General features: G+C 70.5%; 20 protein-coding genes. 11 read left to right on the forward strand and 9 right to left on the reverse strand.

Going from position 1 to position 16,149, the window contains the following annotated elements:
* Positions 1-332: 332 nt before the first annotated feature.
* The 5 genes from CEK65_RS03940 to CEK65_RS03960 form a co-directional block, all read right to left on the reverse strand.
* Positions 333-1,757, reverse strand: coding sequence for a virulence factor family protein (locus CEK65_RS03940; RefSeq protein ID WP_193314689.1), 1,425 nt, complete (start codon positions 1,755-1,757; stop codon positions 333-335).
* A 121-nt stretch (positions 1,758-1,878) separates the two neighbouring features.
* A complete protein-coding gene (locus tag CEK65_RS03945) occupies positions 1,879-2,064 on the reverse strand; it encodes an oxidoreductase-like domain-containing protein (protein ID WP_017908246.1) in 186 nt (61 codons plus the stop codon).
* A gap of 78 nt (positions 2,065-2,142) precedes the next feature.
* Complete coding sequence (locus CEK65_RS03950) at positions 2,143-2,742, reverse strand: hypothetical protein (protein WP_152180845.1); 600 nt, start codon at positions 2,740-2,742, stop codon at positions 2,143-2,145.
* The gene (thpR, locus tag CEK65_RS03955) at positions 2,739-3,383 is read right to left on the reverse strand and encodes an RNA 2',3'-cyclic phosphodiesterase (RefSeq protein ID WP_226980466.1); all 645 of its coding nucleotides are present in this window, start codon (positions 3,381-3,383) and stop codon (positions 2,739-2,741) included. Before thpR ends, CEK65_RS03950 begins: the two co-directional genes overlap by 4 nt.
* 119 nt (positions 3,384-3,502) lie before the next feature.
* Positions 3,503-3,958 carry a PA2169 family four-helix-bundle protein gene (locus tag CEK65_RS03960; RefSeq protein WP_152180847.1) on the reverse strand — a complete coding sequence of 152 codons (456 nt, stop codon included), beginning with the start codon at positions 3,956-3,958 and terminating at the stop codon, positions 3,503-3,505.
* A gap of 619 nt (positions 3,959-4,577) precedes the next feature.
* On the opposite strand from CEK65_RS03960, the gene CEK65_RS03965 reads away from it, so the two are divergent.
* Positions 4,578-5,573, forward strand: coding sequence for a tetratricopeptide repeat protein (locus CEK65_RS03965; protein WP_152180848.1), 996 nt, complete (start codon positions 4,578-4,580; stop codon positions 5,571-5,573).
* A gap of 6 nt (positions 5,574-5,579) precedes the next feature.
* On the opposite strand, the gene CEK65_RS03970 is transcribed toward CEK65_RS03965, so the two are convergent.
* A complete protein-coding gene (locus CEK65_RS03970) occupies positions 5,580-6,782 on the reverse strand; it encodes an MFS transporter (protein ID WP_152180849.1) in 1,203 nt (400 codons plus the stop codon).
* A gap of 263 nt (positions 6,783-7,045) precedes the next feature.
* Between CEK65_RS03970 and CEK65_RS03975 the strand changes: the two genes are divergently transcribed.
* Complete coding sequence (locus CEK65_RS03975; RefSeq protein WP_152180850.1) at positions 7,046-8,134, forward strand: alkene reductase; 1,089 nt, start codon at positions 7,046-7,048, stop codon at positions 8,132-8,134.
* 64 nt (positions 8,135-8,198) lie between these two features.
* On the opposite strand, the gene CEK65_RS03980 is transcribed toward CEK65_RS03975, so the two are convergent.
* Positions 8,199-8,540, reverse strand: coding sequence for a zinc ribbon domain-containing protein YjdM (locus tag CEK65_RS03980; RefSeq protein ID WP_017908239.1), 342 nt, complete (start codon positions 8,538-8,540; stop codon positions 8,199-8,201).
* Positions 8,541-8,630: 90 nt separating this feature from the next.
* Here CEK65_RS03980 and CEK65_RS03985 point away from each other — a divergent pair, with 90 nt between their 5' ends.
* From CEK65_RS03985 to CEK65_RS04020, 8 genes are all read left to right on the forward strand, one after another.
* Complete coding sequence (locus CEK65_RS03985; RefSeq protein ID WP_152180851.1) at positions 8,631-9,587, forward strand: cation diffusion facilitator family transporter; 957 nt, start codon at positions 8,631-8,633, stop codon at positions 9,585-9,587.
* A gap of 126 nt (positions 9,588-9,713) precedes the next feature.
* Complete coding sequence (locus tag CEK65_RS03990) at positions 9,714-10,184, forward strand: peptidylprolyl isomerase (RefSeq protein WP_010342327.1); 471 nt, start codon at positions 9,714-9,716, stop codon at positions 10,182-10,184.
* A gap of 122 nt (positions 10,185-10,306) precedes the next feature.
* Positions 10,307-11,665 (forward strand): Hsp70 family protein, encoded by a 1,359-nt coding sequence (locus CEK65_RS03995; RefSeq protein ID WP_152180852.1) that lies wholly within the window; start codon positions 10,307-10,309, stop codon positions 11,663-11,665.
* A 326-nt stretch (positions 11,666-11,991) separates the two neighbouring features.
* Entirely contained in the window at positions 11,992-12,318 is a 327-nt protein-coding gene (locus tag CEK65_RS04000; RefSeq protein ID WP_017908235.1) for a YkgJ family cysteine cluster protein, read from the forward strand.
* A 16-nt stretch (positions 12,319-12,334) separates the two neighbouring features.
* On the forward strand, positions 12,335-12,535 hold the full coding sequence (locus CEK65_RS04005; protein WP_017908234.1) for a hypothetical protein: 201 nt from the start codon (positions 12,335-12,337) through the stop codon (positions 12,533-12,535).
* A 243-nt stretch (positions 12,536-12,778) separates the two neighbouring features.
* Positions 12,779-13,573, forward strand: a complete 795-nt coding sequence (locus CEK65_RS04010) for an EAL domain-containing protein (protein WP_152180853.1) — start codon at positions 12,779-12,781, stop codon at positions 13,571-13,573.
* 91 nt (positions 13,574-13,664) lie between these two features.
* Positions 13,665-14,243, forward strand: coding sequence for a mechanosensitive ion channel domain-containing protein (locus CEK65_RS04015; protein ID WP_017908232.1), 579 nt, complete (start codon positions 13,665-13,667; stop codon positions 14,241-14,243).
* 109 nt (positions 14,244-14,352) lie between these two features.
* The gene (locus CEK65_RS04020) at positions 14,353-14,616 is read left to right on the forward strand and encodes a DUF2789 domain-containing protein (RefSeq protein ID WP_017914688.1); all 264 of its coding nucleotides are present in this window, start codon (positions 14,353-14,355) and stop codon (positions 14,614-14,616) included.
* Between the two features lie 3 nt (positions 14,617-14,619).
* Here the strand turns inward: CEK65_RS04020 and CEK65_RS04025 are convergent, their stop codons facing one another.
* Positions 14,620-14,886, reverse strand: a complete 267-nt coding sequence (locus CEK65_RS04025) for a DksA/TraR family C4-type zinc finger protein (RefSeq protein ID WP_017914689.1) — start codon at positions 14,884-14,886, stop codon at positions 14,620-14,622.
* A gap of 113 nt (positions 14,887-14,999) precedes the next feature.
* On the reverse strand, positions 15,000-15,533 hold the full coding sequence (locus CEK65_RS04030; RefSeq protein WP_152180854.1) for a DUF2058 domain-containing protein: 534 nt from the start codon (positions 15,531-15,533) through the stop codon (positions 15,000-15,002).
* A gap of 117 nt (positions 15,534-15,650) precedes the next feature.
* On the opposite strand from CEK65_RS04030, the gene CEK65_RS04035 reads away from it, so the two are divergent.
* The gene (locus tag CEK65_RS04035) at positions 15,651-16,148 is read left to right on the forward strand and encodes a M48 family metallopeptidase (RefSeq protein WP_152180855.1); all 498 of its coding nucleotides are present in this window, start codon (positions 15,651-15,653) and stop codon (positions 16,146-16,148) included.
* Position 16,149 lies beyond the last annotated feature (1 nt).

Raw genomic sequence — 16,149 nt, forward strand, 5'->3', positions numbered from 1 at the left:
GGGATTGGGGAGTCGGGATTGGGGATTGGCCTGGCTACCCCGTTTGCCGGAGCTTTACGAGGCTTCGCGCCGCACCCTCATCCGCCCCTTCGGGGCACCTTCTCCCGAGGGGAGAAGGAAAAGCAAAGCCCCTCTCCCCCCGGGAGAGGGGTTGGGGTGAGGGTACGGCCGCCATGGAGTCCGGCAACACCGAACGGGCGCTTGTGCCGCGCAGAACTGGCGTTTCAGCGATCAGCGTCGCGGCTGAAGCCGCTCCTAAGACGGCGCGAACGGACAAGCCCGCACGCGCGACCAACCCCCAATCCCCAATCCCGCCTCCCCAATCCCGGCTTCTACTGAATCCGCTGCAGAATCTGCTTGGCCAGCGTGGCGTAATCGCCCTGAAAATGATGGTCGCCGGGCAGCCTGACCAGTTGCACCGCGCCCTTGGGCAGGTCCGGGCACAGCGCGTCGTCGTCGTCCTCGCCATAGATGCACAGGGTCTGCGCCGGCGGCATCTTCGCCACTTCCGGGGCGATCGGCAGGCCGTCGTCGCCGGAGCTGATCCAGTTGGACACGTGGAACTCGTAGTCGGCGGTCTTGCCGACCGACAGCAAGGCGGTGAGCTGCACCTGGTCGCGCATCGCTTCCGGCAACTGGTTGTAGGCCGCCGGCAGCACGTCGGCGCCCTGCGAGAAGCCGATCAGCACCACCCGCCCGCGTTGCCACAGGTGGCTGTAGTGGCGGTAGATGCGGTCCAGGTCGGTGGCGAAGCCCTGCGGCGTGCGCTCGCTCCAGAAGTAGCGCAGCGAATCCACGCCCACCACCGGGATGCCGGCCTTGGCCAGGGCGCCGGCGACCTGCTGGTCGAGTCCAGCCCAGCCGCCGTCGCCGGAGACGAAGATCGCGAACACGTTGCCGTTGTCGGCATCGCCCGCGCCCGCGGCGGCAGGCACTTCGACCACCGGCAGCCCGGCCAGGTCGGCCGGGGTCGGCGGCAGGCTGACGCCGGGCCGGTCGCCCAGCGAACGCACCGCCGCACGCAGGCCCGGCAGCGCATCGCCGCTGGCGCTGCGGCGGAACTGCCGCGCCTGCGCCACCTTCTGCAGGAACGCGTCGCTCTGCTGGGTGCAACGGTCGCGGCGGGTCTTGGCGTCGAGCGCGGCCAGCCACGGCACCGGCAGCGCAGTCGCCTGCAACGCGCGCGCCGGCGCGGTGATGCCGGCGCCGCAGATCTGGTCGTCGAGCACCTGCACCGGGCAGAAATCCTCGGTCAGCAGGCCCGCCAGCAGATGCTTGGGCGCCTGCGCCGCGACCGCATAGGCCAGCGCGGCGCCGTCGCCATCGCCCACCAGCAACGGGAGGTGGTAGGTCGGCACGTGGAAATAGGCCTGCACGTAGCGCGAGAAATTCTCCACGTCGCCGGCGGAGAAGCCGCAGGTGCCGTCGATCTTGGCCAGCACCGCCTGCAGGTGCGCACTGTCGATCACCGCCACCATGGCGCCGTCGTCGCGCAGCGCCTCGATCTGGCGCATGCGCTCGGCGTCGGCATGCTTGCCGCCGGCGAACCACAGCACCACGCGCTGCGCGTTGCCCTTGGGCAACAGCACCGGCACCTGCTCGAAGCGGCCGTGGCTGAGCTTTTCCGGCGCCGCGGCCGGTGCGCCGGCATGCGGCGCGGCGGTGGCCGCAGCGCCCGGTGCTGCGCCGGCGACGCCGGCCGCGAGCAGTCCGCCCAATGCACATCCCCACATCCAACCGCCACGCTTCTGCATCATCCGGCAATCCTGAAAAGGCGTGTAAAGATAATCCCGAACGGCGACGGCGCGAAGCGCGGCGCGCTCCCTGGTTCATGCCAGGTACGCCGGACCTGCGCCAGCGCCTGCACCGGCAGGCCTGTCAGGCGTCCGCGTCGGCGCCGGGATGGCGCAGCCGCCAGGCGGCCAGCGCCTGCCGGTAGCGCTCCAGCTCCTCGTGGTAGAGGTCGTAGACGCACAGCGGACAGCCGCTGTCGCAGCAGTCGCTGGGGCCCGGCGGCAACGGCGCCTGCGGGCGGGGATCGGCATTGGCGGCAGGGTCGGACATGGGGCTCCGTGGCGGCGGCCGGGGCAGACCGGCGCGGCAGTGTAGAAGAAGGCGGCGCAGGCAGCGGTCCGCGTCCCCTCAGCCGATGGCGTGACGCAGGTTGGCGCGCGCGGCCGCGTCGTAGCGCGCATGGAAGCGCTCGCTGAGGAAGATGCGCGGCTGCGCCAGCACGGTGCGCAGGAACGCGCGGCGCTTGCGTCGGTACAACCAGCCCGGCACCACGCCGCGGTACTCCTCGGCGATGGCGCGGTCGTAGGCGGCGAAGGCTTCCGGCGCGGCGCCGAGGATGGCCATGTCGCAATCCAGGAACAGCGCGGCGTCCGCATCCACCGAGTCGACGGTCAGTTGCCCGTGACGCGCGGTGAGTTCGATCAGCGCAGCCACCCGCGTCGCCTCCACCCCGGCGTCCGGCAGCCATTGCGCGATCGCCGCCTCGGCCAGGCGCGCCGACTGCGCTTCGTTGTCGCCGCGGCCGGCACGATAGACCGCATCGTGATAGAGCACGGCCAGGTAGACCTCGCGTGGCTGCCGCCAGCCGGTGTCGGCGGCGACCTCGGCGTAGTGCGCCAGCACCGCCTCGACGTGGCCGAAATGGTGATACGCCCGCGGCGGTTCGGCGTAGGCCGCCCGCAGCTGCGCCCATTGCGCCTCGGGCAGGGTCAGCGGCGCCGCGTTCATGCGCCGTGCTGCGCAGGGGCGGCGCGCAACGGCCAGCTGGCTTCGTGCAGGTAACGGCCCTGGCCCTGTACGCTGCGGATCAGGCTCAGCGACGTCGCCTGCCAATGCAGCGCCGGCACCTGCTGCGACGCCAACGCCTGATCGACATAGGCCAGGGTCATGTGCGGCAGATAGGCGCCGTCGGCGCGCGACGCCACGCCGTGTCGGGCCAACTGCTGCTGCAGCGCCTGACGCAACGCCAGCAACGGCGCGGGCTCGGCATCACCGCGCAGTATCAGCGGTCGGCTACGCGCGCGGCTGTCGAAGGTCACCGCCTGGTCGAATGCAAGTTGAAAGGGCGAGGCCGCAAGCGCCTGCCCGGCGGCGCAGGCCTGTTGCAGAAGCCGCGGCGGGATCCCGGCGTATTCGCCCAGATAGTGCAAGGTGACATGCAGCCGCTCCGGCGGCAGCGCACGCCCGTGCAGACCATGCGCCTGGCACAGTTGCTGGCCAAGGCTGTGCACCGCTTGCGCGGTTTGCGTGTCGGGTAGCAGCGCAAAGAACAGGCTCTCGCGTGCGGCAAGCGCATCGAAACCGAGCGAGAACTGGGCGCCAGCAGGCGCAGCATCGGGAGACATGGGCAGAAGCGGCAAACGCCGCAATCAGGTCGGGCAGCGGTCGAGCACGCATGGTAGCAAGCGCACCGTCCCGCTGCAGACCATCGGCACGCCGACCCGGACAACGCCGCGATGCGGCGCGCCGGGCCGGCGGCGGGCGGCACTTACGCCGCGTTCTTCATCGCGTGCTTGCGGGTGCGCATCACGTCGTGGCAGGCGCGCACTTCCGGCAGCAGACGGGTGGCGGCATCGCGCGCGGCCACCGGGGCGTCGGCGTCGGCGATGGTCTCGTTGAAGGCCTTCAGCAGGCGGTCCTCGGACTCTTCCAGCTCGGCGACATAGCCGTACTTGGTGTCGCCCAGCGCGGCGCGGACCTTGCCATACATCTGCTGCATGCTGCCGACCATGGTGCCGTGCTCTTCCGGCTTGCCGCCGACCGACTGCACCACCGCGCTCAGGCTGCTGACGATGTCCGACTTGACGCCGGCGATGCGCAGGAACAGCGCGGACAGCTCGGCGTCGCCCACCTTCTTGGCGGCTTCTTCGTAGAAGTCCTTGCCGTCGCGGGAAATGGCGATGAGGTCGTTGAGGCTGTGCGTGGTCTTGCTCTGGATGCTCATGGGAAACTCCTGTGGCGAGGCCAGCGATATCGCGCAACGGGCACACGGGGGTGAACCTGGATATCGCACGGCGCGGTCGAGAGGATTGCCGCGTTGCGTCGTGTTGGCGATGCTGGGCAGAACGGCATAAAGCGCACGTGAGCCATCGGCGCTCGCTCGTCACGCGGCATTGCCCGTGGTGAACACGCGTTCATGGGCCGCACTGCGCAGTCAGACATGTGGCGAAGTTTTCACCATCCTGTCTGCGCGCATTGCGGCGCCTGGGCGGCAGCGACTTATCCACACGGTTGCCCCGCGTTCGTCCACAGCGGCTGTGGATGACCGCCGCCGTCGATCGCGTCGGCCGGAGACCGCTCGTCGGCACCGCCACGATGACCGTCCTGTCTCGCCAGCGAGGGCCTATAGTGCAGGCGAGCCCTCGCCACTGCAGGGCACCGCGAGGTGCGTCATGTTCGCCTGGACCGCGTTCGCCCTGCTCGCCGCCGCCACGGCCGCCCCGTCGCCGCCCACACCGTCGCTGCCTTCCTCGCACACGGCAGCGACCGTCCAGAGAGAGGCGACACCGCCGGTTGCGGCGACGACTACCGCGGCAACCGCCGTTCCTCCCCCTGAGCAGATCATGCAGTTGCCACCGGCGCTGCATACGCTGCTGCAGCAGCGCATCGACCGGAGCGCCGACGCCGAACACCGCCTGCAGCAACTGGTGGCGCTGGCCTTCGATGCCAACGGCCTGGACCTGCAGTACGACCCCAAGGCCACCCACAGCGTCGCCGAGAGCTACGCCACGCGCCACGTCAACTGCCTGTCCTTCACCCTGCTGTTCGTGGCGATGGCGCGCGACGTCGGGCTGCAGGCACAGGTCCAGGAGGTGCGTCGCGTGCTGAGCTGGTACGAGGACGGCAATGCGCTGTACAACGTCGGCCACGTCAACGCCGGCGTGCGCGTGGACAGCGGCCGCGGCAGCATCGACCTGGACCGCAGCGTGCTGATGGACCGGCGCGGGCCGCAGCCCATCTCCGATCGCCGTGCCCTCGCCCACTACTACAACAACCGCGGCGCCGAACTGATGGTCGACGGCGATCTCGACGGCGCCCGCGCGCATCTGGCGATGGCCCTGCAGATGGACCCACGCTTCGCCGGGGCCTGGAACAACCAGGGCGTGCTGGCGATGCGCGATGGCGACAGCACCGCCGCCGCACGCGACTACGCCAAGGCGCTGGAGATCGATCCGGAACACCTGCCGGCGCTGTCCAACGCCGTGGGCCTGGCACGACGCCTGGGCGACCGCACGCGCGAGGCCGCCCTGCAGCGGCAGATGGAACAGGTGCGCCAACGCGACCCATTCCAGCAATACCTGCTCGGCAACGAGGCGGAACGACGCCAGGACTACCCCGCAGCGATCGCCTACTACCGGCATGCCCTGCACCTGTACGACGGCGCCCACCTGCTGTACTTCGCCCTGGCCCGCGCCTACCTGCACAGCGGCGACACCCGCCGCGCCACCGCGGCGCTGCGCGAGGCCATGGCCCACGCCGATCCAGCCACGCAACCGCGCTACCAAGGCAAGCTGGACGCACTGCGCAGGCTGTCTGCCACCGCGCGGCCGCTGCGCTAGCGCACCCTAGCCGGCCGCATGCGCGCAGGCGCCACGCCGTGCCGCCTGGCGCGCCCACAGGTAGATCAGCAGGCCGCCCACGGCCATCGCCGCGCCGACATAGCCGGTGGAGGTCCAACCCAGGCCGGCGCCGATCGCGATCCCGCCCAGCCACGGCCCCAGCGCGTTGGCCAGGTTGAACGCGGCATGGTTGGAGGCCGCGGCCAGGGTCTGCGCATCGCTGGCCACGTCCATCAGGCGGGTCTGCAGCACCGGCGCAAGCGCACCCATGCTGCCGACCGCGACCACCGCCGGCAGCACCGCCCACGGCGAAGTGGCCGCCAGCGGGAACACCAGCAACACCGCCAGCGACCACAGCAACACCAGCGGCACCGCGCGGAACTGCATCCGGTCGAACAGCCAGCCGCCGGCCAGATTGCCGAGCAGGCCGCCCAGCCCGAATGCGCCCATCGCCACCGGGATCCAGTGCTCGGACACGCCGGTGACCTCCATCAGGGTCGGCGCCAGATAGCTGAAGACGCAGAACATGCCGGCAAAGCCGATCGCGCCGATGCCCAGCGCCAGCCACACCTGCGTGCGGTTGAAGGCGCGCAGTTCGCGCAACGGCGAGGGCCGCGCCTCCTGCGGATCGGCCGGCAGCAGTCGCCACACCAGCACCACCGTCAGCACCGCGATCGCCGCGACCAGGGCGTAGGCGTAGCGCCATTCCGCCACCTGGCCAAGCCAGGTCGCCAGCGGGTTGCCGACCAGCACCGCCAGGTTGAGGCCGAGCAGCACCCGGCTGACCGCCGCGCCACGCTGGTCGGGCGGACCGATCGACGCGGCCACCAGGGTCGCCACGCCGAAGTAGGCGCCATGGGGCAGGCCGGCGACGAAGCGCGCCAGCAGCATGCTGTGATAGTCCGGCGCCACCGCGCTGGCGAGATTGCCGAACGCATAGAAGCCCATCAGCGCCAGCAGCAGATCGCGGCGCGACCAGCGCGCGCCGAGGATCGCCAGCAGCGGCGCACCGACCACCACGCCCAGCGCATAGGCACTGATCAGATGCCCGACCTGCGGCGCATCGATGACCAGACCACGGCCGATGTACGGCATCAGCCCCATGGTGGAGAACTCGCTGGTGCCGATCGCGAAACCGCCCATCGCCAGCGCGAACAGGATCAGCACGTAGCCGCGCCGCGACAGCGGCACCGTGGCGGATGAGGTCATGCGCACGTCCCGAAGGAAAGGGCCGCCCATTATTGTGCATTGCAGCAAGTCCTGCAGCCCCGCCTGCGCAACGCCGCGTTGCGCGGTGCCGCTGGTGGCGCCCGGGGTGGCGATGCCCTCGCGAAGGTGCCGCCGCAGCAACGCACTGTCCCACCGCACCGCCGCGAAACCGCCGCGCGCGTCCCCATGTCCTGCACGCACACCGCCTTGCAGCGCCCCGCTGTAGGGTCGGCCGCCCCACCCCACCACCAAGAGACCCACCGATGACCGACACCGCTTCCCCGCTGTTCACGCCGTTGCGCCTGGGCGCGATCGCACTGGCCAACCGCATCGTGATGGCGCCCCTGACCCGCAACCGTGCCGAAGGCGAAGGCCGCATCCCCTCGCCGCTGGCCGCCGAGTACTACGGCCAGCGCGCCAGCGCCGGCCTGCTCATCGCCGAGGCGACCCAGATCAGCCCGATGGGCCAGGGCTACAAGGACACCCCGGGGATCTACAGCGACGCGCAGGTCGCGGCCTGGAAGAAAGTCACCGACGAGGTGCATCGCCGTGGCGGCAAGATCGTGCTGCAGCTGTGGCACGTCGGCCGCATCTCGCACGTCAGCCTGCTGCCGGGCGGCGCCGCGCCGGTGGCACCCAGCGCGCTGCGCGCCGATGCCAAGACCTTCACCGCCGAGGGCTTCACCGACGTCTCCGCCCCGCGCGCACTGCGCCTGGACGAAATCCCCACGCTGATCGAGGACTTCCGCCGCGCCGCCCGCAACGCCATCGCCGCCGGCTTCGACGGCGTGGAAGTGCATGCCGCCAACGGCTACCTGATCGACCAGTTCCTGCGCGACGGCAGCAACCACCGCGACGACGCCTACGGCGGCAGCATCGAGAACCGCACCCGCCTGCTGTTCGAAGTGGTTGAAGCGGTGGCACAGGAAATCGGCGCCGACCGTACCGGCGTGCGCCTGTCCCCGGTGACCCCGGCCAACGATGCGCGCGACAGCGACCCGCAGCCGCTGTTCGAGCGCGCGGTGGAACGCCTGGATCCGCTGGGCCTGGCCTTCGTGCACGTGATCGAAGGCGCCACCGGCGGCCCGCGCGACAACGTCGTCTTCGACTATGCGGCGCTGCGCGCCAAGTTCCACGGTCCGTGGCTGGTCAACAACGGCTACGACAAGGCACTGGCCGAACAGACCGTGGCCTCCGGCCGCGCCGACGCGGTGGCGTTCGGCCGCCCGTTCATCGCCAACCCGGACCTGGTGGAACGACTGCGCCGCGACGCGCCCTTGAACCAGGTGGACGCCGACACGCTGTACGGCGGCGGCGCCAAGGGCTACACCGACTACCCGACGCTGGATTGATCGCGTCCTGCGGCGGCACCGCATCGGTGCCGCCACAGCGGGCGATGCAGTGGGGCTCGCCCGCTCACGCCTTGCGCAGGAAGCAGGTCTTCAGCACCAGGCCCTTGATCTTGTCCGAGTTGCCTTCGATGTGTTCGGCATCGTCTTCGACCAGGCGGATGCCGCGGATCACCGTGCCCTGCTTGAGCGGGATCGACGAGCCCTTGACCTTCAGGTCCTTGATCACCACCACCGTGTCGCCGGCCTGCAGCACGTTGCCGTTGCTGTCGCGTACCACCGTCGCCGCATCGTTGGCGGCGTCGGCCGCGACCGGCCACTCGTGGCCGCAGTCCGCGCACACCCAGTTGGCGCCGTCTACATAGGTGTTTTCCAGGGTGCATTGCGGGCAGGCGGGTGCGGCGGGCATGGGAATCCTTGATACGGCGACGACGGCGAGCCGCCTATTGTAGCCGCCCGCCCCGTGCCGCCGTGCGGCCGCGCCAGCCGCAGGAATGCCATGTCCGCCTCGTCCGGGTCCCGTCTCGCGATCTACGCCGCGCTCGCCGGCAATCTCGCCATCGCCATCGCCAAGTTCGTCGCCGCCGGGCTCTCGGGCAGCTCGGCGATGCTCAGCGAAGGCGTGCATTCGCTGGTGGACACGGTCAACGAACTGTTGCTGCTGTACGGCCTGCGCCGCGCCGCGCGCCCGGCCGATGCCACCCATCCGTTCGGCCACGGGCGCGAACTGTACTTCTGGAGCTTCATCGTCGCCCTGCTGGTGTTCGCGCTCGGCGCCGGAGTGTCGCTGTACGAGGGCATCGCCCATATCCGCGATCCGCAGCCGGCCAGCGACCACACCCTCAACTACATCGTGCTGGGGCTGTCGCTGTTGTTCGAGGGCGGCTCGTGGTGGGTCTCGCTGCGCGAGTTCCGCGCGCGCAAGGGCCGCCTGAGCTACGTACAGGCGTTCCGCGAGAGCAAGGACCCGAGCCTGTTCACCGTACTGGTGGAAGACAGCGCAGCGTTGATCGGCCTGTTGATCGCGCTGGCCGGGCTGTTCGCAGCGCAATGGCTGGACATGCCGGAACTGGATGCCGTCGCCTCCATCGGCATCGCCGCGGTGCTGGCCTGTTCGGCGTTCGTGCTGGCACGCGAGACCAAGGGCCTGCTGATCGGCGAGCCGGCGGCGCGTCCGCTCGGCGACGCGCTGCGGCGCATCGCCGCGGCCGATCCGGACGTGCGCGCGGTCAACGGCGTACTCAGCGTGCAGATGGGGCCGGACCAGGTGGTGGCCGCGCTCAGCGCCGAATTCGAGGACCAGCGCAGCACCGCGCAAATCGAAGCGTGCATCGAGCGCATCGAGGCCGCCGCGCGCGCCGAGCATCCGGAACTGCAGGCGCTGTTCGTCAAGCCGCAGACCCCGGAGACCTGGCTGGCCCGGCGCACCGCGCTGCGCCAGCCGCCGCCGGCCTGAATGGCGGCGCCCCGACGCGACTTGCGGCCCTGCGCCGCTTTTCGTTAGGGTAGCCCGGTAGCACCCCCTCTCATCGCGCTGTGACTGTGCCGGCGTATCCCCCTTACTCACTGAACGAGGTTTCCCATGGAGATCGCCAACGGGCTTGTCGCCACCATCCACTACACCCTCACCGACGACGCCGGTGAAGTGATCGACCAGTCCTCGCCGGACAATCCGCTGAGCTACCTGCACGGCGCCGGCAACATCGTGCCGGGCCTGGAAAAGGCGCTGACCGGCAAGCGCACCGGCGAGTCGGTCAAGGCCGACGTGATCCCGGCCGAAGGCTACGGCCCGCGCCACGAGCAACTGGTGCAGCAGGTGCCGCGTGGTTCGTTCCCGGATGCCGCATCGCTGGCGCCGGGCATGCAGTTCCAGGCGCAGACCGACCAGGGCCCGCTGCTGGTCACGGTCACCGAGGTCGGCGAGCAACTGGTGACCATCGACGGCAACCACCCGCTGGCCGGGCAGGTGCTGCACTTCGCCGTGGAAGTGGCCGGCGTGCGCGAGGCGACCGAGCAGGAAAAGAACCAGGGCCACGCCGGCGCCGCGCTGTAAGCGACCCGGTTTCGCGCCCCCGACGAGGCCCGCCGATGCGGGCCTCGTGCGTTTGCGGCCGCGCTTGCGTCGCGCGACGGCTTGCCCCACAGTGCGCGGCCCCTCCCGCCCCCGGCACCGTCATGCGCCTCGGTATCGACTTCGGCACCAGCAATTCCGCCGCCGCCGCGGTGATCGACGGCCGCGTGGTGCCGATCGAGTTCGGCGCGCAGCAGCAGTTCCGCACCACGGTGTACTTCCCCGAGGTGATGCGCGACCCGGCCGAGTTCGACCTGACCCCGGCGCTGGAACGGCAGGTGGACGAGCTGATCGAATCCGGCCGCCGCGACGCGCTCGCCGCCGGCCGCGAGCGCAGCCCCGAGGCGCTGCGCCGCGATGCGATCCGGGTGGTGCGCCGGCAGTGGATGGAAACGCAGATGCGCGAGCCGCGCAGTTCCGCGGCGCTGCTGCAGAACGCGGTATACGGCGACGACGCACTGGACGCGTATTTCGTCGAAGGCGAAGGCAACCTGGTGCAGAGCCCCAAGTCGATGCTGGGCTACAACCTGCATCCGCGCGCGCGTCAGACCATCACCGGCATCGCCGCGCACATTCTCGAACACATCCGCCTGACCGCCTCGCAGCAACTGGGCGTGCAGGTGCGCCGCGCCCTGCTCGGCCGCCCGGTGCAGTTCCGCAGTTCGATCGGCGAGGCCGGCAACGCGCAGGCGCTGGAGATCCTGCACAGCGCCGCGATCACCGCCGGCTTCGACGACGTCGCCTTCCTGGAGGAACCGGCCGCCGCGGCGATGCATTACCACGCGGTCAGCCGCGAGCGCCACGCCGCGGTGGTGGTGGACATCGGCGGCGGCACCACCGACATCGCCCACGCCAGCGTCGGCGGCGACGCCGCGCCGCAGGTGCACCGCGCCTGGGGCATCCCGCGCGGCGGCACCGACATCGACCTAGCGCTGAGCCTGGCCGGGTTCATGCCGCAGTTCGGCCGCGGCCTCACCCGCGTGCCCTCGCACCACTACGTCGAGGCGGCGATGGTGCAGGACACCACCCGCCAGCGCGATTTCCGCCAGCATCGCTACGACGCCGTCCCCGCGCCGTACGAGGCGCGCCTGCAGGCGCTGCAGGAACCGGGCAACACCGCGCGCCTGTACCGTGCGGTGGAGCGCAGCAAGATCCGCCTCAGCGACGCCGAGCACCACGCCGAGATCCTGGACTACATCGAAGCCGGCTTGCAGGTGCAGGTACAGGCCGAGGAACTGGTGCAGGCCGCACGCAGCTATCTGGAGGCCCTGCAGGAGTTGCTGGCGCAGGTGCGCCAGGACATCGGCGGCGACCCGGCCGCGGTGTTCCTGACCGGCGGCATGTCGCGCGCCGGCTACCTGCAGCGCCTGGTCGCTGCCGCGTTCCCGCAAGCGCGCCTGGTCCACGGCGACCCCTCGTTCGGCGTGGTGCAGGGCCTGGCGCTGGCCGCCGCGCAGGACTGACGCAGCACAGGCAGCGCATGCGTCGGCGGCCCCTCCCCGACCGGCCGCTCGCGGCCGGCGCACCGCCTGCGGCCCGCATTGTTCATGCAGCGGGCGCACGACTGGCGTAGCATGGCGGCACGCTTCAGCGTCACGTCGCTACGCGCGTCTCGTCCGGCCGTTCCTGTCGCCCGACTCGCTTCCTTCTCGCGCCAACCTCCGTCCTTTGCCGGCCGGATCCTTCGGAGCGCCATGTCCCCCGCCCCTGCCACGCTCCAGATCGAGCGCCTGGCGTCGCCGCTTCAGCCACCTTCCTGGCCGACAGGTCCGGATCGGGGCGGCGACGCATGAGCGAGAGCGCGCGGGACGCGACCGACGCTGATATCGCCTGCGACCGCTGCGACGCGATCTGCTGCCGCCTGACCGTCCTGGTGATGCCGGACGACCACGTCCCCGAGCATCTCACCGAGTACACCCGCGAGGGCCTGCACGTGATGGCGCGCGACGAGGACGGCTGGTGCGTGGCGGTGGATGGTGCGCGCATGTGTTGCTCGATCTACGCGCAGCGCCCGGCGGTCTGCCGCAAGTTCGCGATGGCCGGCCCGTACTGCCGCGAGATCCGCCGTACCCACCACGAGCAACTGACCCGTGGCATTCCCCTGACGATGTACTGACTGCAGGAGTTCCAGCATGGCACGACCGACCAGCACCACCGCTTCGCCCAGCGCCAGGAACACACGCGGCGCCAGCGCCGCCGACAAGGCGCAAAAAGGCCTCAGCCGCGAGCGCATCGAGGCCGACCTGGCCGCGTTCCACCAGGCCGGCGGCCGCGTCGAGGTGCTCGGCACCACCCGCGTGCTGAAGAAGGTCGACGTCGCCGACGCGGGCTAGCGCCCGCGCATCCCGCCGTCATCGCGCGCACCTGCGGCGGGACACGGCCGGACATGGACGCCGGTCCACGCCGCGCGAGGACGCGGCGCCTGGCACGCGACGACGGCGCCTCCGGTTGGCGCCGACGACCACACGGCCAGGCCAAGCACGGCGCCCTCGGAGTGCCGGCGCCGGTGCGCAAGCACGGCACCGTCTTCACGCCAGAAGCGCATACTGCGATCTCTTCCACGGTCTCGTTTCGGCATGCTCCTGCGCTCCCTGTCCGCCGAACTCGGCCAGCCCGCCTGCGGCAACTGTCGCGATGGCGAGCCGCTGGATTTCGCCGTGCGCATGGCGTTCCAGCCGATCGTCGATGCCGCCACCCGCTCCATCTACGCCTACGAGGCGCTGGTGCGCGGCGAGGACGGCAGCGGCGCGGCGGCGGTGCTGGCGCGGGTGCGCCCGCAGCAGATGTACCGCTTCGACCAGACCTGCCGGGTGCAGGCGATCGCCACTGCCGCGCAGCTGGGCCTGCGCACGCGCCTGTCGATCAACTTCATTCCCAATGCGGTGTACGAACCGGCGACCTGCATCCGCCTGACCCTGAGGGCGGCCGAGCACTTCGGCGTGCCCACCGGCGACCTGATCTTCGAGTTGAGCGAGTCCGAACGCATCGCCGACCTGCCCAAGGTCGTGCGCATCCTGCGCGACTACGCGCAGCGCGGCTTCCTCACCGCGATCGACGACTTCGGCGCCGGCCACTCCGGCCTCAACCTGCTTGCCGATTTCCAGCCGCACCTGATCAAGCTGGACATGGCGCTGATCCGCGGCATCGACGGCAGCGCCGCGCGCCGCCACATCGTCGGCGGCATCGTCGCGATGGCCGCGCCGCTGGGCTGCCGCATCCTCGCCGAGGGCGTGGAGACGCCTGCCGAGTACCGTGCACTGCGCGCGCTGGGCATCGACCTCTACCAGGGCTATCTGTTCGCCAAGCCGGCGCTGGAAGCCTTGCCGGACGTCACCGAGGCGCAGTGGGAGGCGCTGGAACGCGCCGGCTGAGCCGCCCACCGCCGCAGCGCACGCCAGCACGACTTGCCCGCAGCGGCCACGCTTGCGACCATCGCGCCTCCCCTGCGTGTTCCGAAGTGCAATGCCCTCGCTCCATACCCTGCTGCCGCCGTGGACGCACCGCTGGCTCGACGTGATCGTGCCCGGCGCGCAGATCGTGCTGATCGTGCTCGGCGCCTGGTTGCTGCGGACCTTGCTGCGACGGTTGATCCGGCGCCTGGGCGAGCACTACGCGCTGCCGCCGGAACTGGTGATGATGGCGCGCCGCGGCAGCGGCTTCGTGATCTACGCGGCGGCGCTGCTGCTGATCCTGGACCGCTTCGGCGTCTCCGGCACCGTGCTGTGGACCGCCTTCACCGGCTTCGCCGCGGTCGCGGCGGTGGCGTTTTTCGCCGCCTGGAGCGTGCTGTCCAACATCTTCTGCACGCTGTTGATCTTCACCACGCGCCCGTTCCGCCTGCACGACCACATCGAATTGCTGGAGAACGGCGAAAAGCCGGGACTGAAGGGCCAGGTGATCGACATCAACCTGATCTACACCACGCTGCGCGAGGAACGCGACGGCGACGGCGAGAGCGTGCTGCAGATCCCCAACAGCCTGTTCTTCCAGCGCAGCACGCGCCGCTGGCGCGGCCATCCGGTTCCATCCGGGCTGGGCTGAGCGCCGCACGCCACCGACGCCGACGCTGACGCCACGCACATGACGAAGCCACTATGGTCGATGCCAGCCGCCTAGCGCGGCGATCTCCCCTTTCCCGACCAGGTACTGCATGGAACCCGTCATTCATCCGTTCGCCGACCTCTTCGCCCAACTTGGCCTGCCCAACAGCGAAGGCGAGATTCGCCAGTTCATCGCCCAGCATGCGCCGCTGCCCGATGACATGCGCCTGGAAGAAGCCCCGTTCTGGACACCCGCGCAGGCACAACTGCTGCGCGAGGAGCGCCTGGAAGACGCCGACTGGGCGATCGTGGTCGATCAGCTCAACATCGCGCTGCACGCAAAGCCTGCGCTGGAGACCGATCGCGCCGGCTGAGCCTCAGCGCAGCTGGCTATCCTTGCTGCCGCGGCGGTTGTAGCCGCTGTGCTCGTGCTGCGCGCGGTCCTGCGCGTCCTGGCAGGCCACGCATAGGCGCACGCCCGGCACGGCCTTGCGCCGCGCCTCGGGAATCGGCGCGTCGCAATCCTCGCAGTGGCTCGATCCCGGGCCCTGCGGAAGTTGGCTGCGCGCCCGCTTGATCGCATCCTCGACGGTCGCATCGATCTGGTCCTGCACCGCGCCGTCGCCTGCCCACCCAGTGGCCATGGTCGTCTCCGCACTGTTGCCTTGCCTGGATGATGCGGCCGGCACCGGCGAATGCAATGCACGCCGGCTTCACCTCGCCGAGACGTTCATGCAGCGCCGCCCGGCGTCCCGCCTCACCAGATCAGGTCGTCCGGGACCTTGAACTGGCTGTAGTACGGATCGTCCTCGCCGCTGGCCGGCGTTGCCGCCAGCGCATCGAACACGATGGTCGCCGGATCGCGCGCGACGATCTTCTCCACGACCGCGCGCGGCACCGGCACATAGCCGGCATCCAGCCGCGCGATCGCCACGCTGCCGGCGATCAGCTGCGCGCGCAGTGCCGCATCCACGCGCAGCCGCTGGATCCTGCCGGCATCGGTGAAGTGGTAGTCGATCTCGCCGTCGGCCTTGAGCTTGTGGCTTTCGACCAGTTGCCGCGCCTGCGCCCGCTGCTCCTGCACGCGGGCCTGCGCATTGCGCTCGGCGGACAGCGCACGATCGCGCTCCACCCGCTCCTGCCGTAACCGCTCGCTCTCCAGCTGCTCGGCACTGGGCGGCGGCGGGGTCTTGCCCTGCCGCGCCTTGGCCTGCTCGCGCGCGACCTGCGCCACCTGGCTCTTCTTCACCAGGCCGGCCTTGAGCAGTTGCTCCTGCAGGGGATTGCGCATCGGAAGCGTCCACGGACTCGGAATCGGGAGGCGCATGATACCCGCAGCGCCGGTGCCCGCCCGCAAAGGCCGCCCACGGCGGATGCCCCGCCGCGCGCGGCAGGCTAAGGTGGCGGGATGGACACCCTGCGCTACCTCGTCGGCTACCCACCCCAGGTCCTGGACCAGGTGCGCGAACTGATCGCGCGCCAGCGCCTGGGCGACTGGCTGCGCCACCGCTACCCCGAGGCCAACACGGTGCGCACCGATCGCCAGTTGTACGACTACACGCAGGCACTGAAGGACCGTTGCATGCGCAGCGCCGAGCCCCTGCACAAGGTGATCTACGACAACCGCCTGCAGGCGGTGAAGCATGCGCTGGGCACCCACACCACGGTGTCTCGGGTGCAGGGCGGCAAGCTCAAGGCCAGCCGCGAGATCCGCATCGCCGGCGTGTTCCGCGATGCGCCGGCGGCGTTCCTGCCGATGATCGTCGCCCACGAACTGGCGCACCTGAAGGAAAGCGCGCACAACAAGGCCTTCTACCAGCTGTGCGCGCACATGACGCCGGACTACCACCAGTTGGAATTCGACCTGCGTCTGTACCTGACCCAGTTGGAGCTGGTCGAGCGCTGAG

The sequence above is a fragment of the Xanthomonas sp. LMG 12459 genome (assembly GCF_009192905.1).
GTDB lineage: Bacteria > Pseudomonadota > Gammaproteobacteria > Xanthomonadales > Xanthomonadaceae > Xanthomonas_A > Xanthomonas_A sontii.